Source organism: Arthrobacter sp. YN (assembly GCF_002224285.1).
In the GTDB taxonomy this organism is placed as follows: domain Bacteria; phylum Actinomycetota; class Actinomycetes; order Actinomycetales; family Micrococcaceae; genus Arthrobacter.
The window spans coordinates 3,005,103-3,026,942 of sequence record NZ_CP022436.1; the positions used below are offsets into that span (position 1 = coordinate 3,005,103).

General features: G+C 63.4%; 17 protein-coding genes and 1 riboswitch. Of the genes, 2 read left to right on the plus strand and 15 right to left on the minus strand.

Going from position 1 to position 21,840, the window contains the following annotated elements; translation table 11 throughout:
• Positions 1 to 24: 24 nt before the first annotated feature.
• The 10 genes from CGK93_RS13595 to CGK93_RS13640 form a co-directional block, all read right to left on the minus strand.
• Positions 25 to 1,503, minus strand: a complete 1,479-nt coding sequence (locus CGK93_RS13595) for a hypothetical protein (RefSeq protein ID WP_089595292.1) — start codon at positions 1,501 to 1,503, stop codon at positions 25 to 27.
• Between the two features lie 7 nt (positions 1,504 to 1,510).
• A complete protein-coding gene (nadD, locus tag CGK93_RS13600; protein WP_232481319.1) occupies positions 1,511 to 2,134 on the minus strand; it encodes a nicotinate-nucleotide adenylyltransferase in 624 nt (207 codons plus the stop codon).
• Positions 2,135 to 2,189: 55 nt separating this feature from the next.
• A complete protein-coding gene (locus CGK93_RS13605; protein ID WP_089595294.1) occupies positions 2,190 to 2,432 on the minus strand; it encodes a hypothetical protein in 243 nt (80 codons plus the stop codon).
• An 82-nt stretch (positions 2,433 to 2,514) separates the two neighbouring features.
• Positions 2,515 to 3,879 (minus strand): glutamate-5-semialdehyde dehydrogenase, encoded by a 1,365-nt coding sequence (locus tag CGK93_RS13610; RefSeq protein ID WP_089595295.1) that lies wholly within the window; start codon positions 3,877 to 3,879, stop codon positions 2,515 to 2,517.
• A complete protein-coding gene (gene proB, locus CGK93_RS13615; protein WP_089595296.1) occupies positions 3,876 to 5,057 on the minus strand; it encodes a glutamate 5-kinase in 1,182 nt (393 codons plus the stop codon). Before proB ends, CGK93_RS13610 begins: the two co-directional genes overlap by 4 nt.
• Positions 5,047 to 6,633 (minus strand): GTPase ObgE, encoded by a 1,587-nt coding sequence (gene obgE, locus CGK93_RS13620; protein WP_089595297.1) that lies wholly within the window; start codon positions 6,631 to 6,633, stop codon positions 5,047 to 5,049. The genes proB and obgE overlap by 11 nt, the downstream gene beginning before the upstream one ends.
• A 157-nt stretch (positions 6,634 to 6,790) precedes the next feature.
• Positions 6,791 to 7,054: a 50S ribosomal protein L27 gene (gene rpmA, locus CGK93_RS13625; protein WP_024816903.1), complete on the minus strand. Its 264-nt coding sequence runs from the start codon at positions 7,052 to 7,054 to the stop codon at positions 6,791 to 6,793.
• A 62-nt stretch (positions 7,055 to 7,116) separates the two neighbouring features.
• The gene (rplU, locus tag CGK93_RS13630) at positions 7,117 to 7,425 is read right to left on the minus strand and encodes a 50S ribosomal protein L21 (RefSeq protein ID WP_024816904.1); all 309 of its coding nucleotides are present in this window, start codon (positions 7,423 to 7,425) and stop codon (positions 7,117 to 7,119) included.
• A 376-nt stretch (positions 7,426 to 7,801) separates the two neighbouring features.
• Positions 7,802 to 9,319, minus strand: coding sequence for a bifunctional hydroxymethylpyrimidine kinase/phosphomethylpyrimidine kinase (gene thiD / locus CGK93_RS13635; RefSeq protein WP_089595298.1), 1,518 nt, complete (start codon positions 9,317 to 9,319; stop codon positions 7,802 to 7,804).
• Positions 9,310 to 9,408, minus strand: a riboswitch (TPP riboswitch). (Overlaps the previous gene by 10 nt.)
• 136 nt (positions 9,409 to 9,544) lie before the next feature.
• Entirely contained in the window at positions 9,545 to 12,736 is a 3,192-nt protein-coding gene (locus CGK93_RS13640) for an Rne/Rng family ribonuclease (RefSeq protein WP_232481321.1), read from the minus strand.
• Positions 12,737 to 13,221: 485 nt separating this feature from the next.
• Here CGK93_RS13640 and CGK93_RS13645 point away from each other — a divergent pair, with 485 nt between their 5' ends.
• The gene (locus CGK93_RS13645) at positions 13,222 to 13,902 is read left to right on the plus strand and encodes a vitamin K epoxide reductase family protein (RefSeq protein WP_089595300.1); all 681 of its coding nucleotides are present in this window, start codon (positions 13,222 to 13,224) and stop codon (positions 13,900 to 13,902) included.
• A gap of 80 nt (positions 13,903 to 13,982) precedes the next feature.
• On the opposite strand, the gene ndk is transcribed toward CGK93_RS13645, so the two are convergent.
• The 4 genes from ndk to ileS are packed head-to-tail and all read right to left on the minus strand — an operon-like array spanning position 13,983 to position 19,562.
• Positions 13,983 to 14,402 (minus strand): nucleoside-diphosphate kinase, encoded by a 420-nt coding sequence (gene ndk, locus CGK93_RS13650; protein ID WP_089595301.1) that lies wholly within the window; start codon positions 14,400 to 14,402, stop codon positions 13,983 to 13,985.
• Positions 14,403 to 14,443: 41 nt separating this feature from the next.
• The gene (locus CGK93_RS13655) at positions 14,444 to 14,896 is read right to left on the minus strand and encodes a DUF4233 domain-containing protein (RefSeq protein WP_089595302.1); all 453 of its coding nucleotides are present in this window, start codon (positions 14,894 to 14,896) and stop codon (positions 14,444 to 14,446) included.
• A gap of 2 nt (positions 14,897 to 14,898) precedes the next feature.
• The gene (locus tag CGK93_RS13660) at positions 14,899 to 16,260 is read right to left on the minus strand and encodes a bifunctional folylpolyglutamate synthase/dihydrofolate synthase (protein ID WP_089595303.1); all 1,362 of its coding nucleotides are present in this window, start codon (positions 16,258 to 16,260) and stop codon (positions 14,899 to 14,901) included.
• A 2-nt stretch (positions 16,261 to 16,262) separates the two neighbouring features.
• Entirely contained in the window at positions 16,263 to 19,562 is a 3,300-nt protein-coding gene (ileS, locus tag CGK93_RS13665) for an isoleucine--tRNA ligase (RefSeq protein WP_089595304.1), read from the minus strand.
• Between the two features lie 364 nt (positions 19,563 to 19,926).
• Between ileS and CGK93_RS13670 the strand changes: the two genes are divergently transcribed.
• Positions 19,927 to 20,973 (plus strand): endonuclease/exonuclease/phosphatase family protein, encoded by a 1,047-nt coding sequence (locus tag CGK93_RS13670; protein ID WP_089595305.1) that lies wholly within the window; start codon positions 19,927 to 19,929, stop codon positions 20,971 to 20,973.
• Here the strand turns inward: CGK93_RS13670 and CGK93_RS13675 are convergent.
• Entirely contained in the window at positions 20,970 to 21,761 is a 792-nt protein-coding gene (locus CGK93_RS13675; RefSeq protein ID WP_089595306.1) for an SDR family oxidoreductase, read from the minus strand. The genes CGK93_RS13670 and CGK93_RS13675 overlap by 4 nt on opposite strands.
• Positions 21,762 to 21,840 lie beyond the last annotated feature (79 nt).

Here is a 21,840-nt window from a genome sequence, read left to right on the forward strand (position 1 = left end):
GGCGTTTGCCGAGATAAAGCGGAACTAGCCGCTGGTGATCATGATGATGCCGACGATGAGCGCAACCAGGCCCAAAGCCAAAACACCGTACTGCAGCAACCTGTTGCGCTGAGCGCGTGCCAGTCCTGCAGTATTGACGTCCAACGGATCAAGTCCGTAAGCCGTACTGGCAGAAACGGGCGGGCGCTGCGTCTCTTCGCTGCGCTCCACTGGTGGAACAGGCTTCTTCCTGGCGGACCTGGCTACAGCTTCCGCGCGGGCAAGAACTCCTGCGCGGCCTCGGGAACCTGGCTTCTTGACCTGCGACGGGTCATCCAGAGTTGGACCTGCCGAGGTGATCAACGGCACGAATGTGGTGCTGGGACGCTTCATGACCGGACGCTCAACACCAGGAACCTTGACGAACTCCAACGGAGTCACCATGGCCAGGTTGTTGGCCGTGGAAGGACCTGACGTGGCCGCCGGAGACTTTGCCTGCTCGACCTTGCTCTGCTCAGCCTTGTTCTGCTCGGCAAGCTTCTGCTTGGCTGCAGCGCGTTTGTTCAACACCGCCGCACGTTCGGCCAAGGCAATCTGCTCCGCCAACACCGCTGGATCAACAGCCAACGGATCCTGCTCGGCAATGTGTTCCAGCTTGGACGTCTGGTTTTGAACCTGCGCCGCGATCAACTCACGGACAGCAAGCGCCTGTTCAACGGACATTCCGGACTCCGTGGCGGCATCCGGAATGTCCTTGGGCGTGGACTTGTCTGCGGGAGTTTCGTTGTCCCCCAGCGTGATCTTGTCGTTGGCGGCGCTGTTGCCGGCCCCGGTTTTGGCAACCCCGGGCTTTGCTTTGCCGGACTTGGCAACCCCGGGCTTTGCATCCACGGACTTCGGAGCGTCGGCATTTCCGACGCCATCGGACGGAGCACCTGGCTTTGCCGCTTCCTGCGTGGAACCCGGCACCGGAACGATCGGGTTCATTGACGTGGCAACTTCGGCCTGGAGCTGCTGAAGTCGAAGCTGGCGCCGCGTGGGAGGCCCACCTCCGGAGAGTTGTTCTTCCTTGTCCGCGAGTTCCTTGATGGTCCGAAGAGCTGCACGGTCACGCGCCCGGACCTGCGAGGAACGCTCCTGCGCTGCGGTTCCTACGGCATCCACCGGACCATCAGCGGCACGGCGGTTACGGGCGGCGGGACGGTCAGACCCAGCCGGACGGTCAGCACCAGCAACGGGACTTGTGGCGGGGGCCTCGGGATCCACGTCGGCTTTTGCCGGCACCTTTGACTCCGCGGCAGGTTTCGGCTGCGCCTTCGGTTCCGAGGTGGCGTCCGGTTGCGCCTTCGGCTCCGCAGCGGCGTCTGCCTGCGCGGTGGCTTCCGGCTGCGCAGTGGCTTCCGGCTGCGCAGTGGCTTCCGGCTGCGCAGTGGTGTCCGGCTGCTCGGTGACGTCCGACTGTTCTTCCCGGGCACGGCGAAGCTCACGCCTGCTGCGGATGGGTCGCTGTTCCTGGCTGCTCATTCAAAACTCATTCAGTACGTGCTTGGTCGTCTGATCCGGACAGTACGGGCGTCAGCTCCCCTGCCACGGGCTGGGGCGCGTACAGACCATATTTTGCGATGTATTGCACCACTCCGTCCGGCACCAAGTACCAGACGGGGTTGCCTGCGCCCACGCGGAACCGGCAATCCGTGGAGGAGATCGCCATAGCGGGGACTTCGAGCAAGCTGACGTCGTCAGTCCGTCCGAGGTCGTTCAGTTCATGTCCGGGCCGGGTCACTCCGACGAAGTGCGCCAACGACCACAACTCGTCCACATCTTTCCAGGACAGGATCTGGGCCAGGGCATCCGCACCGGTGATGAAGAACAGGTCCGCGTCAGGACGCTGGGCCCGCAAATCGCGCAGGGTGTCTATGGTGAACGTGGGGCCGGGGCGGTCAACGTCCACCCGGCTCACTGTGAACCGCGGGTTGGATGCTGTGGCAATGACTGTCATCAGGTACCGGTGCTCCGGCTCGCTGACAAGTTTGTGCGACTTCTGCCACGGTTGCCCCGTTGGCACGAAAACCACTTCGTCGAGTCCGAACTTGGCTGCTACTTCACTGGCAGCCACAAGGTGGCCGTGATGGATTGGATCGAATGTTCCACCCATCACGCCCAGCCGAAGCCTGCGCCCCGACTCCCCACGTGGTGTTGCGGCAATAATGTTAGTGGCCCTGCCCGTGGGTGTGCTTGTTCGGGTGCTGGCGGTGCGGGTCAGCGTGCTCTTCAACAGCCTCGTGGCGGTTGCCCAGGTTGGTGTAGGACAGGGTGACGAACAGGAGGACCAGCATGAGGGCAAACATCACGATGCCGAAGACCCACGGCTCTGCCCACAGGGGCGCGAGTTCCTCGTGGCCGCCGCCTTCAGTTTGGGCGGCAATGGACGTGGCGATCTGCTGAAACAGCATCTTCTCCCCTAGTTGGTTCTCAAATGTTTTGCACGGCGGGGCATCCCGACGTTCCGGACTTCTGTTCTATGTTACAGCGTTGCTAGCTGCGGACTTGGCCTTCGCCCTGGACGATCCACTTGGTGGTAGTCAGCTCCGTGAGGCCCATGGGACCACGGGCGTGCAACTTTTGCGTCGAAATGCCCACCTCGGCGCCGAGGCCCAGTTCGCCGCCGTCGGTAAACCGCGTGGAGGCATTGACGATCACGGCAGCGGAATCAATCTCTGCGATGAACTTCTCGGCGTTGGCCAGGTTGTTGGTGAGGATCGCTTCAGTGTGTCCAGTGGTCCACGTGCGGATGTGGTTGACGGCCTCGTCCAGGCTGTCCACCATGGCCACTGCGAGGTCAAGGTCCATGTATTCGGTGGCCCAATCGTCGTCGTCAGCGGGAACGGTTTCAACGTCCTTGCCCAAGGCAGCGGCGATCCTTTCGTCAACATGGAGCGTCACCCCTTGTGACCGCAATGCCTTGGCAACAGCAGGAAGCACCGTTGCGCCCGAGTGGACCAGCAGGGTCTCCACGGTGTTGCAAACGCTGGGACGCTGCGTTTTGGCATTGAGGAGGATCTCCACAGCCATTTCTTCATCCGCAGACTCGTCGATGAAGATATGGACGTTGCCTTCACCCGTTTCAATAACGGGCACGGCAGAGTTGGTGACCACTGTCTGAATGAGGTCCCGCCCACCCCGCGGAATGAGAACGTCCACGCGCCCGCGGGCACGCATCAGCACGTTGGCACCTTCGCGGCCGTACTGGTCCACGGTCTGGACAGCATCGGCCGGCAGGCCCACCGAGTCCAATGCTTCCCGAAGGATCCGCACCAAAGCCTCATTGGTGTTCGCCGCAGCGGACCCGCCACGAAGAATCACGGCGTTGCCGCTCTTCAGGGCCAAGCCGGCGATATCAACGGTCACGTTCGGGCGAGCCTCGTAAATGGCGGCCACAACGCCCATGGGTACGTTGACCTGGCGCAGGCGCAGGCCGTTGGGGAGCGTCTGACCCCGGACGACGTTGCCCACCGGATCCGGCAGGCCTGCCAGATTCTCCAGGGCCGCAACCAATCCATCGATCCGGGCAGGAGTCAGCGTGAGGCGGTCCAGGAGTGCTGCGGACGTGCCATTGGCACGGCCTTCGGCAACGTCCTTGGCGTTGGCCTCCAAAACATGCTTCCGGTTCTCCACCAGGGCTGTTCCAATGGCACGGAGCGCACGATCCTTCCAGGCACGGTTCGCCTGGGCCATGCGGCGGGCAGCTTTGCGGGAACGGTCGGCAATGGCATGAACGGCGGCCTGGACATCCTCCGGGGAGAGCGGAACGCCGCCTGCCACAGGGTTCTCCGGCGTTTGTCCGGCAACACCGGAAACGTCGGAGATCACAGGGGCATCAGGGGTCAGCGCTTCAGTCATGCTCCAAGTTTAGATGAGCGGGGCGTCCGCAGGAGCACCAGATCATCAACATGAACAACTTCGCGGTCGTAACCCCGGCCCATCGCCTGGCCGAGCTCCTGGGTAGTGCGGCCCAGCATGCGCGGGAGTTCCTCCGAGGAATAGTTCACCAGCCCACGCGCCACCACGGTTCCATCATGGGCAACCATCTCCACAGGATCGCCGGCTTCGAAATCACCACTGACCTCCGAAATGCCCGCAGGAAGGAGTGACCTGTGCCGTTCGCGCACTGCTTTAACCGCGCCGTCGTCGAGCATTAAGCGTCCTTGAACCGTGGCCAGGTGCGCCAGCCACAGGAGGCGGACCGGCTTGCGGTTGCCATTGACGGAGAACCAGGTTCCCACGTCATCCCCCGCCAAGGCGGCGGCGGCGTTGGCCGTTGACGTTACCAAAGCGTGGATACCCGAGCCGGCAGCGATCGACGCCGCCTCAACCTTGGTCATCATTCCACCGGTTCCGACGCCGGCCTTGCCGGCCTTGCCGATGGTGACGTCCTCAAGGTCCTGAGGACCCTGAACCAACGGAATACGCTTGGCACCCTGGGAGGGCGGTCCGTCATAGAGGGCGTCGACGTCGGACAGCAGTACCAGCGCATCCGCGCGGACCAGGTGGGCCACCAAAGCGGCCAGTCGGTCGTTGTCGCCAAAGCGGATCTCGTGCGTGGCCACGGTGTCGTTCTCGTTGACCACGGGCACCACGCCAAGGTTGAGCAGACGGTCCAGCGCCCTGAAAGCGTTGGTGTGCTGGGTGCGGCGCATGAGGTCGTCCGCGGTCAGCAGCACCTGGCTGACGGTGACGCCGTGGGCACTGAACGCCTGAGTGTAACGGGCCATGAGCAGTCCCTGGCCTACACTCGCGGCAGCCTGCTGCGTGGCCAGGTCCTTGGGCCGTTTGGCCAGACCCAAAGGGGCCAGGCCCGCAGCGATGGCCCCCGAAGAGACCAGAATGATCTCGGTGCCGGCATTGCGCTTGTCCGCCAGGGCGTCCACCAGTCCCGCAAGGGATTTCTCGGAAATACCGCCCTTGATGCTGGTCAAGGAAGAGGACCCTACCTTGACCACAATCCGCTTGGCGGTGGCGAGGGCCTGGCGCTCCAGGCCTTCGGCCATGGCCGGATCGTCGACGGTCCTAGTCGTCATCACCGGCGTCAAGGGTGCTCTCCCTCACGGTCTGTGCGCGGCGGCCGCTGACGGATTCAGTCCAGATGCCGGCCTTGCGTTCTGCTTCAAGCTCTGCTCGGGCCGCTGCCTTGGCCTCGCGGCGCTCAAGCTGCTCATCGCGCTTCTGTGAACGTGTAGGACGGTCGCCAATGTCCGCAACGCGGATGTCGGTGCCGCGGGGGGTGGCCAGGAGTTCGGCACCGGCCATCATGGTGGGCTCCCAGTCGAACACCACGCCATCGTCTTCACCGATGACTACGGTGTCGCCGGGCTTGGCGCCAACCTTGAAGAGCTCAGTTTCCACACCCAGCTTGGCCAGGCGGTCAGCAAGGTAGCCGATGGCTTCCTCGTTGGTGAAGTCGGTCTGCTTGACCCAGCGCACAGGCTTTTCGCCCAGAACGCGGAACAGCGGCTCGAGGTTCTTTTCTTCGCGGCGGATCTTGAAACCGGACTCGTTGACCGCGCGGGGCCGAAGGACGGGCGGCGCAACCTTGGGAGGTGCGACTGCCACGGCGTCGCGCGCAGCCTTGACGATCTCGGCCATGGCAAATCCGAGCTGGCGCAGGCCCTCGTGGCTGGTTGCCGAGACTTCGAAGACGCGGTAACCCCGCGCTTCCAGGTCCGGACGAACGAACTCAGCCATGTCCTTGCCATCGGGCAAGTCAACCTTGTTGAGGACAACCAGTTTGGGGCGCTCGTTCAGGGGAACAACTTCGCCGTCAACACCGGCGTAACTCATGTCTACCGCGTACTTCTCCAGCTCGGCCTCAATGATGGCGAGATCGGACAGAGGATCGCGGTCCGACTCCAGGGTTCCGCAGTCAAGGACGTGCACCAGTGCCGCACACCGCTCAACGTGCCGCAGGAAGTTGTGCCCGAGTCCCTTGCCTTCGCTGGCACCCTCGATCAAACCGGGGACATCTGCAATGGTGAAACGGACTTCTCCCGCCTGGACCACGCCAAGGTTGGGGATGAGGGTGGTGAAGGGGTAATCGGCGATCTTCGGCCGGGCAGCAGACATGGCTGCGATCAGGCTGGACTTGCCGGCCGAGGGGAAGCCAACCAATGCGATGTCGGCGATGGACTTCAATTCCAGGACGATGTCGCTGGATTCGCCTTCGATACCCAGCAGGGCGAAGCCGGGCGCCCGGCGCTTCTGGGAGGAAAGGGAAGCATTGCCCAGGCCGCCTTGGCCGCCGGCAGCTGCGACGTATTCAGTACCCTCACCCACGAGGTCAGCCAGGACTTCGCCGTCTTTGGTCTTGATGACGGTGCCGTCGGGGACCGGAAGAATCAGGGTCTCGCCGTTCTTGCCACCGCGCCAGTCGCCCATGCCCGGGCCACCATTGGTGGCGTGGCGGTGGGGTGCGTGGTGGTAGTCCAGCAGGGTGGTGGTCTGGGCGGACACCCGGAGGATGACATCCCCGCCATTGCCGCCGTTGCCGCCGTCGGGGCCACCGAGCGGCTTGAACTTCTCCCGCTTTACAGAGACACAGCCGTGGCCGCCGGTTCCGCCGGATACGTGCAGGACTACCCGGTCTACAAAGCTCGCCACGTGGATCTCCTCAGTTGCTGTCTTACTTACAGCGTTTGTTGCTGTTGCCAGCGCTGTTGCAAAACCAGTGCGCTAAAGCGCCCTAGTCGATTGTAATGCGGTTAAAAGAACGGTGGAGCGGGCCGTTTGGCCCGCTCCACCGGTTCAGAACTTGTTGTTACTCTGCAGCTGCAGCAGCAACGATGTTCACTACGCGACGTCCGCGGCGAGTACCAAACTCAACCGAGCCGGCCTGCAGGGCGAACAGGGTGTCGTCGCCACCGCGACCTACGCCTGCACCGGGGTGGAAGTGCGTGCCACGCTGGCGAACGATGATTTCGCCTGCGGAGACTACCTGACCACCGAAGCGCTTGACGCCCAGGTACTGTGCGTTGGAGTCACGACCGTTGCGAGTGGAACTCGCGCCTTTTTTGTGTGCCATGTGAAATGCCTGCCTCTAAATTTCTGGGGAAACTGAAAAACCTGAACAGCGGGTAACGAAAGTTACGCGATGCTGGTGATCTTGATCTTGGTCAGTTCCTGACGGTGACCCTGACGCTTCCGGTAGCCGGTCTTGTTCTTGAACTTTTGGATGACGATCTTCGGACCACGGAGGTCCTCGAGGATCTCAGCCGTAACCTTGACGTTGGCCAGTTCCGCAGCTGCGGAGGTGACCTTCTCGCCGTCAACCAGGAGCAAGGCGGGCAGCTCAAGCGTGCTGCCGGCTCCACCGGGGACGCGGTTAAGCGTTACGTAGTCTCCAACGGAAACTTTTTCTTGGCGGCCGCCTGCGCGGACAATCGCGTACACCACTTGGGTACTCACTTCTCTCGACGTTTATAACTAAATTTGCGTGCGGAACCTGGAACCGAAATCAGGCTTGGTTCGCGCTGTGCCTCAACGCCGTGGACTTCTGATCGAAGTCCGCGAGTCATCCCTTGAACAATTCCAAGGGGCATAACCCAAGTGTTGGCGTAAGCACCGAAGATCAAGATTACGCTAGTTTGACCCTCGGCTGCAAATGAGGCCGGGTCCGGAGGCTACCACGTGACTTGCGTCACCAGTTGTAACGGACTCTCCCGGCACCGTGCCCATACAGCCTACAGGCTTCGGGGCGATTAACGTGATTTGACCCGCGACGCGCTGAGGCGCTTTGGGGCCCGGGGATAAAAAGCCCGGACAGAAACGGTCAGGCGAACAGCCGCGGAGCGTCGAAGAACGCTGTCTCATAGCGGCAGGACTGGGCAAACGCCTCCAGCATGGACGCCCGCTCCCCCTCGGAAGCTGCCGCCGCAGCGGCGTCCGTGAAATTGATCGCATTCCTTGTGGCTGCAGCAAACTCTTCATCGGCGTAGGTCCTGAGCCAGTCCGCGTAGGGATGCGCTGCCGGGGCTCCCGCGTCCACGAACGATGCATGGAGCTGCTGTCCCACCTCCGCGTAGAGCCAGTAGCACGGCAGGATGGCTGCCAGCACCACGGAGTAACTGCCGGTGGCCGAGGAAGCCAGCAAGTGGTCCACATAGGACTTGGTGACGGGTCCGGTCACCGGGGAGACCTCGCGGGAGCTGAGCCAGTTCCTGTGCAGTTCCGATTCGACCTCAAGGCACTGTTGGGACGCTTTGGCCCAGAACAACTGTTCCTCCTCCGTGGGGGCAAGGGCTCCCGCGCGTGCCAGGACCCTGGAATACCCGTTGAGGTAGATGGCGTCCTGCGTGAGGTAGTAATTGAACGCTGCTTCCGGGAGGTCGCCCGATTGCAGGCCGTCAATAAAGCTCAGCTTATAGATTGCCTCGAGCTCGGGAGCGGCTTCCTTCCACAGCGCCGCGGCGAATTCCCCCGGCCTCAGGACCTGATGGTGGTGAAAATGGTGGACCGGTCCATTTCCCTGGCCTACGTCGAGGCTGTCCGAATGCAGCAACGCCTGGAGCAACCACGGCTTGACCTCACGCAGGGAAGCTTCCCAATCACCGGTGCGGGCCTGGACAGTGGCCAGCGCCGACGACAACGAACAGCCTGTACCGTGGCTGTTGTTCGTTTCCACACGGGGTCCGGCTACCTCAATGACGTCCTGCCGCAGGAGGCCGCTGGTGTTGACCAGGGCATCCGGGCACTCCGCCCCTGCCAGGTGTCCGCCCTTCACCAGGACCGTGGTGCCGCACTCAGCAGCCAGCCGCTTGCCCTGGTTCAACGCCGAATCCCAGTCAGCAGCTTCAGGCTCCCCCAACAGCATGGCAAGCTCCGGGAGGTTCGGGGTAATAAGGTCCGCCAACGGCAGGAGGGCGCGCAGGGCTTGCTCGGCAGACCCGCGCAGGAGGCGGTCACCGCTGGTGGCCACCATCACCGGGTCAAGGACCACGACGGCGGGACGCGCCGCCTCGAGCCAGCCGCGGACCTCATCGATCACCGCAGCGTCACCCAGCATGCCGATCTTGACGGCATCGATGGCGATGTCCGTGCTGATGGCTTCCAATTGCTGTCGCAGGAACTCCACCGGAGGAACGTGGACGGCACTGACACCCAGTGTGTTTTGGGCCGTCAACGCGGTGATCGCCGCCATGCCGTAGCCGCCCTGCGCGGCAATGCTCTTCAGGTCTGCCTGGATACCGGCACCGCCGGAGGGATCCGAGCCCGCGATACTCAGTACGCGGGGCGTTCCACGGCCGGAAACAACCAAAGGGTACACAGGAGAATACGACGATGACGCCATGGGGACATCCCTTCGCCGGTGCTAACCGGACAGGTTCAACGGGTCTGGATCTCAGCCTGGCCCAATGCCCGGCACCCCGTGTCAGTCCACCAGCGTAGCCGGGAAGCAGCAAAGCCTGGGAACTGCGGCACCCACAAGACCGGATATGACCGCCGGGAGCGCACAGCAAAGGGCCCTGCAGTACCCGCCTGTGGCAGGTACTGCAGGGCCCTTGCGGATCAGATGCTAGAGCTCCGAAGCGGGAACGCCAACCCCAAGGATGATGGGTTCCTCGGACGCCACCTTCTTGGCAGGCTCCGCCGGCGCTTTGGCCTCGTGTGCCGTTCCACGCGCTGCCGTAGCCGTTACCTCGTGGTGCTCAACGCTGGTCTCATTGGCTGCGCCCTGGGCACGGCTCGCACTGCGGTTGCGGCGCCCACGGCGTGACTTCGACGCCGACGCAGCTTCAGGGTCCTCATCCGCAGGCCCCGCCACGGCGGCTGCCGGTGCAGCGGCTGCCTTGGAAGGAACCACGGTTTCGGGCTTTGCCTCGGGTGCCGCGCCAAGGTGGGAGAACGCTTCGGCCAGGAGATCCAGGCTCATGGCAGGCTTGGCGGCAGGCGGTTCCTCGTGGTGTTCCCCGAAAGGCAGGGCCACCTCTTCGCCGCCGAATCGCAGGACCGGAGTGGACCGTGCGTCACGAACCGATGCTTCCCGTTCTGATTCGCGGTCGGCGTGCTCTCCGGCCTCGGGCTGCGATGCAGCAGGCGCCTGGTGCTGGCCGGCCGCCCGTGCCTGCTCTTCTGCACGGTGGACTTCGTCATCGTGGAGGTGGGCAGCGTGGGCGGCAGCAGCGATCGTTGCCAGCGCAGCCCGGGTTGCCTCTGCCTTGGCCTGCTTGGCCGGGTCCTGCGGCTCGGAGGCCGCGGGAGGTGCAGCAGGGGTGGAGGCAGTGGTGTGGACCTGCACGGGAGCCTCGGCGACAGCCTGTCCCCCGCCCTTGCCACGGCGGCGCTTGCGTTCCGTTCGGGCTGTGGGTTGCTGCGTCTCAGTGTGGGGGCGGTGGTGCTCGGCAGCCACAACGTTGGCGCGGCGGTGCTCCACGGGCTCGTCGTGGGTGACCACGCCGCGGCCGGCACAGTGCTCGCACTGCTCACCGAAGACCTCAAGGAGGCCGGTACCCATGCGCTTGCGGGTCATCTGGACAAGGCCCAGTGACGTCACTTCGGCCACTTGATGCTTGGTGCGGTCGCGGCCAAGGCACTCAACCATACGGCGGAGGACGAGGTCACGGTTGGACTCAAGGACCATGTCGATGAAGTCGATGACAATGATGCCGCCGATGTCACGCAGGCGAAGCTGGCGAACGACTTCCTCAGCAGCTTCGAGGTTGTTCTTGGTGACGGTTTCTTCAAGGTTTCCACCGCTGCCGGTGAACTTACCGGTGTTGACGTCCACCACGGTCATGGCTTCGGTGCGGTCGATGACCAGCGAACCACCGGACGGGAGGAAGACTTTGCGTTCCAGTGCCTTGTGGATCTGCTCGTCAATGCGCCAGGCACCAAAGATGTCCTGGTCCTTGGTCCACTTCTCGAGGCGGCCCACAAGGTCGGGGGCAACGTAGGTTACGTAAGCCTCAATGGTGTCCCAGGCGTCGTCGCCGGAAACGATCAGTTTGGAGAAGTCTTCATTGAAGACGTCACGGACCACCTTGATGGTCAGGTCCGGTTCGCCGTAGAGCAGTTCCGGTGCCAGGACCTTGGTGGAAGAAGCCTGGCCTTCGATGCCTTCCCATTGGGCGCGCAGGCGGTTGATGTCGTGCGTCAGTTCTTCTTCCGACGCACCTTCAGCAGCCGTGCGGACAATGACGCCAGCGTTTTCCGGCAAACGGTCCTTCAGGATGCGCTTGAGGCGGTTGCGTTCGACGTCGGGCAGCTTGCGTGAAATGCCGGTCATGGAGCCACCGGGCACGTACACCAGGTAGCGGCCGGGCAGGGAGATCTGGCTGGTCAGGCGGGCACCCTTGTGGCCTACGGGGTCCTTGGTGACCTGGACCAGGACGGAATCGCCGGACTTCAGCGCGTTCTCGATCCGGCGTGGCTGGCCCTCGAGGTTGACCGCGTCCCAGTTGACTTCACCGGCGTACAACACGGCGTTGCGGCCGCGTCCAATGTCCACGAAGGCAGCTTCCATGGACGGCAGGACGTTCTGGACCTTGCCCAGGTAAACGTTGCCGATCAAGGAGTCCTGCTGTGTCTTGGAGACGAAATGCTCGGCAAGCACGCCATCTTCCAGGACGCCGATCTGAATTCTGTCGTCGCGCTGGCGGACAATCATCTGCCGGTCCACTGATTCGCGGCGGGCCAGGAATTCGGCCTCGGTGATGACCTGGCGGCGGCGTCCGGTCTCGCGGGATTCGCGGCGGCGCTGCTTCTTGGCTTCAAGCCTGGTGGAGCCCTTGACGCTGGTCACGCGATTGGAGGGGGCCGTTTCCGTGATCGGGCGGGGAGCGCGGACGCGGGTCACCGTGTTGGGCGGATCGTCGTCCGAGCCGCCGGTCAGTTCAAGGTCCTGGTCGCCACGGCGGCGACGACGACGGCGACGCGAGGTCACTCCTTCGTCGGAGGCTTCAGCAGCGGGAGTTTCCTCGTCCTCGGACTCGGCGCCCTCTCCGGCTTCACTCTCTTCGCGTTCGGTTCCGCGGCGGCCGCGGCGGCCACGGCTCCGACGACGGCGACGACTGCCGGCATCTTCCAGCTCATCCTCGGAACCGGTCTCAGCTTCTTCCTCGGGCTCCTCTTCCTTCTCCTCCACCGCGACAACGCGGGGAACAGTGGTGAGGTCCGGAGCCTGGAAAATCATGGACGTGATGGAAACGGGCTCCAGGAAGAGCGAAGCAGAGCCTGCAGCGGCGGCTTCCTCCTCTTCGGGGGTTGCCTCAACAGGAGCCGCATCAACGGTAGCTGCTTCAGCAGCAGGCGACGCCGGCTGGGAGGCGGCGTCCGGCGTCGTGGTTTCAACTGTGGTTTCCGTAGCAACAGGTGCTTCGTCGGCGGCAGGCGCCTCTGCTTCAATCTTTGGCTTGGCAGCACGACGACGGCGGACCGGCTTTTCGGGGGCAGGCTCGGCGACGGCTTCGGGCCGGGTCTCTACAGCGGCTTCCTGACCGGCAGCGACGTCGTCACCCAAGCCGGGCAGTGGCTCAGCGGGTTCAGCCTTTTTGCGTGAGCGGGTACGGCGTACCGGCGCAGCGGGGGCCTCCGTTGCCTCAGGAGCCTCCGTCGATTCAACGACGGGTGCTGCTGAGGCCTGTGCCTCCGCGTCAGCTGCAACTTTGGGCGCAGCCTTGCGCCGGGTCCGGGTGGCTTTCTTTGGCGCTTCCGCAGTTTCCGCGGGAGCTGCCTCGTTATTAACGGCTACAACCTGGTCATTATCCATATATGGCAACACTCCTGCCCCAGCGACACCGCCACATCCGGCGCCCAGTGGGGCAAATATTGTCAAAACCCGCAGGCGTTGACAGAAGTCGGTAGTATGCTCTCCGGTTCGCACCATCATTGGGGTGCGGCAGCCCTGGAAAGCCGGCGCCCTTGTTCTGAAACCCGTTGTTCTGCTGCCACAACCAGGTGCCGTCCATTGTCATGGCGGGCCCACCCAGGATCACGTAATCCAGGCATGCCCAGCTCATACTGGCGGTCTTGGGAACAAAGTCACCGGACCGGATTCCGAATGTGGATCGGGTTCCGGCCATGTTCATTCTCTCACACCTGTTCACCGTCCCACGGTAGGCCGCTGTGTCGCAGCTCGACGGGAGCAGGCACAACCAGAAGCTTGGGGGCGCCGCCCAGCCTCCGGAGTTACAATCCTCCCAAGAGCCCATACCGGCGTGGCCGGACCGTACATTGAAAAGGACCAGATCCGCGATGCCGAGCACAGCCAGGGGAAACCTGGCCAACCAATCCACCAACTCCGTGGAGGATTTGTCCACGCAGGCAGGTCCACACCAGGACTCACTCCCCCGGACTGTCCGGGACAAACCCTTTGCCTGGCTGCTGCTGATCACCGGTGTGATCGGATGGGTGGCGTCCGGAGCCTTGGTACTGGAGAAGCTTGAAGTACTCAAGGACCCCAACCACGTGACCGTCTGCGATGTGAATCCCTGGGTTTCCTGCGGCGCGGTCATGCAGACACCGCAGAGTTCCGTGTTCGGGTTCCCCAACATGTTCATCGGCATCGTTGCCTTTGCCGTCATCATCACCACGGCGATGGGCATCCTCGCGGGAGCCAGGTTCTCACGAGGCTACTGGCTGGGGCTTCAGGCAGGCGTTACCCTTGGCTTCGCCTTCGTTGTCTGGCTGTGGTCGCAGGCCCTCTACGCCATCCACGTGCTCTGCCCGTTTTGCATGGTGGTGTGGGCGGCGATGATCCCGTTGTTCGTGTGGGTAACCATCCGCAATGTCACCCACGGAGTCATCAAGGCGCCACCGGCCTTGGCAAAGCTGCTGGGCGAGTCCGGCTGGATCATTGTGGCGCTCCTGTACGTTGCCGTCACCGCAACCATCTTCTTCTCGTTCATCCACATCTTCGTGGGGTCCTCCGCTTAGGAAAAACCCGCGCTAGGTGACAGAAAAGGCCAATGTTCGTGATGAACATTGGCCTTTTCTGTATTTTCGGTGAGGCGTGGCTAGCCTGCGAACCAGATTTTGATTTCGCGCTCAGCCGAGTCAACGGAATCCGAGCCGTGAACGAGGTTCTGCTGGACTGCCAGGCCCCAGTCGCGGCCGAAGTCACCACGAATGGTGCCCGGTGCCGCCGTGGTGGGATCCGTGGTTCCAGCCAGCGAGCGGAAGCCCTCAATGACACGATGGCCCTCGAAGACCGCCGCGATGACCGGTCCGCTCAGCATGAACTCAACCAGTGGCTCGTAGAACGGCTTGCCCACGTGCTCCTCATAGTGCTGCTCCAGCAGCTCGCGGGATGCGTTGACCTTCTTCAGCTCCGCCAGGGTGTAACCCTTGGCTTCGATCCGGGCGAGAATGGTTCCGCCCAGGTTGCGGGCGACGCCGTCGGGCTTGACCAGGACGAGGGTCCGTTCAATGCTCACAGTTGCTCCAATGTGGTTGGTCGGTGGTTTTCCCAGCCAGTTTACGGGGTTTGCGGGTCTGCTTCGTCACCGTGGGCAGCATCCCATTCCGCCTGCTCACGGTCCCGCTGGGCTACTTCCCGGTCGATCCTCATGCCGGCCCTGATCCCGTACCACCAGCAGATGGCGAACAGGAGGCCCACAATGAACATTGTTGGCTCAGCAAAGCCAGTCAGGATCAGCACCAGCTGCAGCGCCCAGCCAACGGCGATCCCCCAGGGCTTGGACAGGACAGCGCAGGCGAGGACCAGCACCACGCTCAGGGCGATGCCCACGCCCAGGATGATGCCGGGGGCCACTTCCCCGCGCCTCAACCCGAAGACCGCCAGCGTGCCGAAGAACGCGACGAAGGCTTCGAGGAGGAGCACGGTGGATGCGAACATCACTTTGGTGGAGCGGCGCTTCTTGGGCATGCCGGGGCGCCATTCACGCTGCGCCTTGGTCATTTTTGCCATGCTTAGGCACCGGCCTTTCCGAGCAGGATCCTGGCCTCGGCCACCACCGTGATGGAGCCGGTCACCAGGACGCCGCCAGCGAGGTCGTCATTGGATTCCGCACGCTCCACGGCCCATTCGAGGGCGTCGTCGAGCTTCTCCGCAATGTGGATGTTGTCCTCGCCGAAGCCAAGGTCGACGGCGAGTTCGGCCAGTTCCGCTGCGGGAACGGCACGCGCCGAGTTGGATTGCGTGAAGCAGAATTCTCCGGCAAGTCCACCGAGGGAATCCCTGAGGGTCTTCAGGATTTCTTCCGCGTCTTTCTCGCGCAGGACTCCCACCACCACCACAAGCTTGCTGAAACTGAAGGCTTCCTGGATGGCCTCGGATGAGACGCGGATGCCGTCCGGATTATGCGCAGCGTCAACCACCACGGTAGGCGCCGTGCGGACAACCTCGAGCCGGCCAGGTGACGTCACGTTGCCGAAGGCTTCCTTGAGCACCTCTGCATCGAGTTCCTTCTCTCCCCCGCCGAAGAAGGCTTCCAAGGCAGCAACGGCCACGGCAGCATTTTCAGCTTGGTGGGCGCCATGGAGCGGAAGCAGCAGGTCCTCGTACCGGCCGGCAAGGCCTTGGATGGTCAGGACCTGGCCACCAACAGCCACAGCGCGGGACTCAACACCAAATTCAACGCCCTCGAACCGGAACGGCACATCCACTTCGCGGGCTTTCTCCAACAGGACCTGCGCGGCGTCCACCGGCTGGGCGGCGCTGACCAGGAAGCCGCCGGGTTTGATGATGCCGGCCTTCTCATAAGCGATGTCCTCCGTGGTGTCGCCCAGGAGATCCGTGTGGTCCAAAGAGATCGGAGTGATGACCGAGACTTGACCGTCGCCCACGTTCGTGGCGTCGGTGATGCCGCCCAACCCGACCTCCATGACGGCAACATCAACCGGCTGGTCAGCGAACACAGCAAAGCCCAGAATGGTGAGGCACTCAAAGTACGTCAGACGGGGCTCGTTGCCGGCCTCGAGCTCGCTGTCCACGATTTCCAAGTACGGGCGGATCTCGTCCCAGATGCGCACGAACGTCGCGTCTGGCACAGGTTCGCCGTCGATGCTGATGCGCTCGGTGACCTTGGACAAGTGCGGGCTGGTATAGCGGCCTGTGCTCAGTCCGTGGGCACGCAGTCCGGCCTCGATCATGCGGGCCGTTGACGTTTTACCGTTGGTGCCGGTGATGTGGATGATCGGGTAGGCCTTGTTCGGCTCCCCCAGCACGTCCATGGCACGGAACAAGGGGGCCAGGCGCGGTTCCATTTTGTTTTCCGGAGCACGGCCCAGAAGTTCGGCGTAGACGCTTTCTACCGAGAATTCGTCAGTCATGGTCAGGCTCCTGCCTTGGTGACCGTGACCTGCGGTTCGTCGACGCCGGCCAGCAGAACCTCCAGCTCAAGGGTCAGCGTTTCTGTCTTCACGAGCTCCGCATTGGCTTCCAGGGCGTCGACGACGTCCTGTGCGGCCTCCACAGACGTGCGGATGCGGTCGCTCACGTTGAGTCCAGCGTCCTTGCGGGCCTGCTGGATGGCGCGGACCATGTCCCGGGCCAGCCCTTCTGCGGCAAGCTCCGGGGTGACCTCGGTGTTGAGGACCACAAAGCCACCGCCAGGAAGTACCGCTACTGCCGAGCTGCCGCCGTCGGCCGCTTCCGCAACCACAGTCTCCAGCGTGTACTCGTGTGGCTCGAGCTCGAGGCCACCGGCAACGACACTACCGGCATCATTGACAGACCAATCTCCGGATTTGGATCCCTTGATGGCCTGTTGGACGTTCTTGCCGAGGCGAGGTCCGGCAGCCCGGGCGTTGACCACCAGCTTCTGCTCGATGCCGAATTCCTCAGGTGAGGCAGTTGCCGCGTCCAGCAGGCGGACGGACCGCAGGTTCAGTTCATCAGCGACGACGGCGGCAAAGCCTTCCAGCGTGTCTGCTCCAGGTGCCACAACAGTCAGTTCCTGCAGCGGCAGCCGGACGCGCAGGTTGGCTCCCTTGCGCAGGCTGGAACCAGTGGAGCAGATCTGCTGCACACGGTCCATGGCCTCCACCAGCCCAGCGTTGGCAGGGAACATGGACGCGTCGGGCCAGTCAGCCAGGTGCACGGAGCGGCCACCCGTGAGACCACGCCAGATTTCCTCGGAGACCAGCGGCAACAACGATGCCGACACCCGGCACACGGCTTCCAACGCCGTGTAGAGCGCGTCAAAAGCGTCAACGTTCTCGTCGAAGAAACGCTGGCGGCTGCGGCGGACGTACCAGTTGGTGAGCATGTCCAGGTAGCTGCGCAGCTGATCGCAGGCACCCGAGATGTCGTAGCTGTCCAGGCTGGAAGTGATGTTCCGGACCAGGTCCCCGGTGTTGGCCAGGAGGTATTGGTCCAGCGTGTCGGCGTAGCCGTCGTAGCGCAGCTTCGCTTCGTAACCGGAACCGCCGTTCGATGCGTTGGTGTACAGCGTGAAGAAGCTATAGACGTTCCACAGCGGCAGGATGACCTGACGGACGCCATCGCGGATACCTTGCTCGGTCACCACGAGGTTGCCACCGCGGAGGATGGGGCTGGACATGAGGAACCAGCGCATGGCGTCGGAACCGTCGCGGTCCAGGACCTCGGACACGTCCGGGTAGTTACGCAGGCTCTTGGACATCTTCTGGCCGTCGGAGCCCAGGACGATGCCATGGCTGATCACATTGCGGAATGCCGGGCGGTCAAACAGCGCGGTAGACAGGATATGCAGCATGTAGAACCAGCCGCGCGTCTGTCCGATGTACTCCACGATGAAGTCCGCCGGGTTGTGGGTGTCAAACCACTCCTCGTTTTGGAACGGGTAGTGCACCTGTCCGTACGGCATGGAACCGGAGTCGAACCAGACGTCCAGGACGTCCTCGACGCGGCGCATGGTGGATCGACCTGTGGGGTCGTCCGGGTTGGGACGGGTCAGTTCATCGATGAACGGACGGTGCAGGTCCACCTGGCCCTCGTTGTTGACCGGGAGCCGGCCGAAGTCGGCTTCCAGGTCCGCCAGCGAACCGTAGACGTCGGTGCGCGGGTACTCGGGATCATCCGACTGCCAAACAGGGATGGGTGAGCCCCAGTAGCGGTTGCGGCTGATGGACCAGTCACGGGCGTTGTCCAGCCACTTGCCGAACTGGCCGTCCTTGACGTTGCCCGGGATCCAGTTGATCTCCTGGTTCAGCTCGGACATGCGGTCCTTGAACTTGGTGACCTCCACGTACCAGGAGGACACTGCCCGGTAGATCAGGGGGTTCCGGCAACGCCAGCAGTGCGGGTAGCTGTGCTCGTAGCTGGCCTGGCGGACCAATCGGCCATCGGCGCGGAGCACCTGGGTGATGGGCTTGTTAGCGTCGAAAACCTGCAGCCCAACGATGGATGCCAACTCGCCGTGGGCAAACAGCGGCAGGAACCTGGCGCCTTCGTCCACGGAGAGGACCACGGGGATGCCGGCGTCTTCACAGACCTTCTGGTCATCCTCACCGTAGGCCGGAGCCTGGTGGACGATGCCCGTACCGTCGGTGGTGGTGACGTAGTCGGCCACCAGGAAGCGCCAGGCATTCTGCGTCCCGTACTTCTCAGTATCCGCAAAGTCGTTCCACAGCGGCTCATACTCCAGGCCCGCCAGCTCAGCGCCTGTGTGGGTGGAGGCAACGGCGGCAGTTGCGGCAGCGACGCCGTCGGCACCATCACCGTACCCCAGGTCCTTGGCGTAGGACCCCACAAGGTCAGCAGCGAGCAGGAAGCTGCCGGTCACCGGAGCTTCAGCGGAGGCCGCCTTCACGCCGTTGGGTCCTGCGGGCAGGACCGCATAAGAGATGTCAGGTCCGACGGCGAGCGCCAGGTTGGTGGGCAACGTCCAGGGCGTGGTGGTCCAGGCGATGGCCTGCACACCTGCAAGGTCCTTGGAGAGACCGGTATCGCCTGCCTTGATGGGGAACGTGACCGTGACCGTCTGGTCCTGGCGGTTCTTGTAGACGTCGTCGTCCATGCGGAGTTCGTGGTTGGACAGCGGCGTCTCGTCTTTCCAGCAGTACGGCAGGACGCGGTAACCGTTATAGGTCAGGCCCTTTTCATGCAGCTGTTTGAAGGCCCAAAGCACCGACTCCATGTACTCGACGTTGAGGGTCTTGTAGTCGTTCTCGAAGTCCACCCAGCGGGCCTGGCGGGTGACGTAGGCCTTCCACTCGTTGGCGTACTTCATCACGGAGGCGCGGCAGGCGTCGTTGAATTTGTCGATGCCCATGGCTTCGATCTGGGTCTTGTCCGTCATGCCCAGTTGCTTCATGGCTTCGAGCTCTGCGGGGAGGCCGTGGGTGTCCCAGCCAAAGCGGCGCTCCACCCGCTTGCCGCGCTGGGTCTGGTAGCGGCCTACGAGGTCCTTGGCGTAGCCAGTCAGGAGGTGGCCGTAGTGCGGGAGGCCGTTGGCGAAGGGAGGGCCATCGTAGAAGACGAACTCGTTGCTGCCGTCCTTACCCGCATCGCGTTGGTCGATGCTGGCTTGGAAGGTGCCGTCTTCGTCCCAGTATTTGAGGATGCGTTCTTCGATCTCCGGGAACTTCACGGAAGCGGACACGCCGTGCGTGCCGGACGAAGACGCTGAGGCCTTGGGGTAGTGGGTCATCTCATATCCTGTGATAGCTGGTTGACTGTCAGGATGCGAGGACGGCGTCGATGTTTGCTGTTGTTCAGTCACAGCAACACCGGTACCGCGGTACCACCTCACTTACCGAAGCCTTGGCATCCCTGGGTAAGGGATGGCTGCCGGCACCGGCCTCTCATTACTGCTGTGACGGGCTTACCCGTCCGGTTCTACTGGGCGCCTGGCACCTTTGCAAGTGGTTGGCGCTGTTCTTCCGGAAGCTCACCGGTGATGGCCGGATCAAAGCTGGTCCCCCAAGTCTAGCGGCAGCGTGGTGCCTCCCTCTACCCGGAGTTCATCCCATGGATGGAGCCCGGTGGCGCCGCTGGTACATAGACTCGTCCCCATGACGCTTCCCGCCCCTGCACTTCCGGAAACCCGCCATCCCCGGCGGCCGGCATCCATCGCGTGGTCGGTACTGGCCCTGGTGGTGTGGCTGCCGGTAGCGGGGCTGTCACTGTTCCGTGCCATCCCTGCCGAATGGCCCCTCATTGTGGTGCAGTTGCTGTCCTTCACGCCGTGGATGGTGCTGCCCGCGGCGCTTGCCCTGGTGCTTGCTGTGGTGGGGCGGCGGCGGTGGGTCATCCTCACGACGGCGGCGCTGTTGGCGGTTCAGCTGTTCTGGCTGTTCCCGCTGGACAACGGAAAAGCGGAAGCACTGCCGGCCGGGACGGCCACGGCTTCGCTGAAGGTGATGAGCCTCAACTCCGAGTATGGCGAGGCGGACGCGGCGACCATTGTGAGGCTGGTCCGCGAGAAGGGTGTCCAGTTGCTGACGATCCAGGAACACACCCAACGGCTTGAAGACGCCCTCAGCTCAGCGGGCCTGGAGGACGTACTGCCACATCTCCTCAGCCAACCCAATGACGACGCGTCCGGCGGCGCGGTGTACTCCGTGTTCCCGCTGGAGGCCGTGGGGCTGCTGCCTGACACCCCGTTCCGGATGGACGTGACCCGGGTACAGGTCACGGATTCCGGTGCTGGTTCCATGGCGGCGCTGAACCTCACCAACGTCCATACCCTTCCACCGGTTGATGAGCGGATTGGTCAGTGGCGCAGCGATCTGGACAAGCTGGCCCGGCAGGCTTCCCGGCCCGGGAACCATCTGTTGGTGGGCGACTACAACGCAACGTACGATCACGCCGAGTTCCGTTCGTTGCTCGACAACGCCTTGGGCGGTCAGCAGACGGGCACGAAGCTCGTTGACGTCGGAACAGCTTCCGGTGGGCGGTTCTCCCCCACGTGGCCCATGGAGGGACAGCCGCTGCCGGGCATTGTCATCGACCACATGGTCACCTCGCCCCGGATCAGCAGCAGCGGCTACGCGGTCCTCCACGTTCCGGGCACCGACCACGCCGCCATCCTGGCAACGCTCAGCATTCCGGCCGGCTAACGTTCCCTGCGGATCAACTTGTGGTTGGCTGCCTGGGCCACAGGGCGGACCACGATCTGGTCGAGGTTGATATGGTGCGGCAACGACACTGAGTAGGCCACTACGCCTGCCACGTCCCCGGCGGTCAGCGGCTTGTCCACACCGGCATACACCTTGGCGGCCGCGTCTTTGTCGCCCAGCCGGTTCAGTGCGAATTCCTCGGTGTACACCAGCCCTGGAGCCACCTCGATCACCCGGACGTTGTTGCCCACCTCTTCCAGGCGCAAAGCGTTGGTCATGGCGTGCTGGGCAAACTTGGCGGCGTTGTAGCCGGCCCCGCCCTCGTACGCCGACAGTCCGGCAGTGGAGGTCAGGTTCAGGACCGTACCCTCGCCGTTTTCCCGCAGCATGGGCAGGAACGCCCGGGTGATCTTCATGGTCCCCAAAACGTTGACCTGGTACATCCATTCCCAATCCTCTGTGTCGGCATTGGCGATGGTGTCCGCGCCGCGTGCACCGCCGGCGATGTTGATGAGGGTGTCAGCACCTCCGGCCGTGGTCACGGCTTCCAGCAAGGCTGCTACGTCGTCGTCGTTGGTGATGTCGGCCGGGAACGGCACAGCGCCGGTTTCAGCACCCAGGGCCTCGAGCCTGTCGGCCCTGCGCGCCACGGCGAAAACCGTCCAGCCTGTGGACACCAGGGCCCTGACGGTGGCTTCACCGATACCGGTGCTTGCACCGGTCACCACGGCCGTCCTGTTCGTGCCGGAATTCTGTCCTGAGGGGGTGCTGTGCGCTGCCAAAGTCATGGCACCACCTTATCCGGGGGTGCGCAGTCCTACCCCGGCGGGCTGTACCTTGCGTTGATTCAGCCATGAAACAATTGAT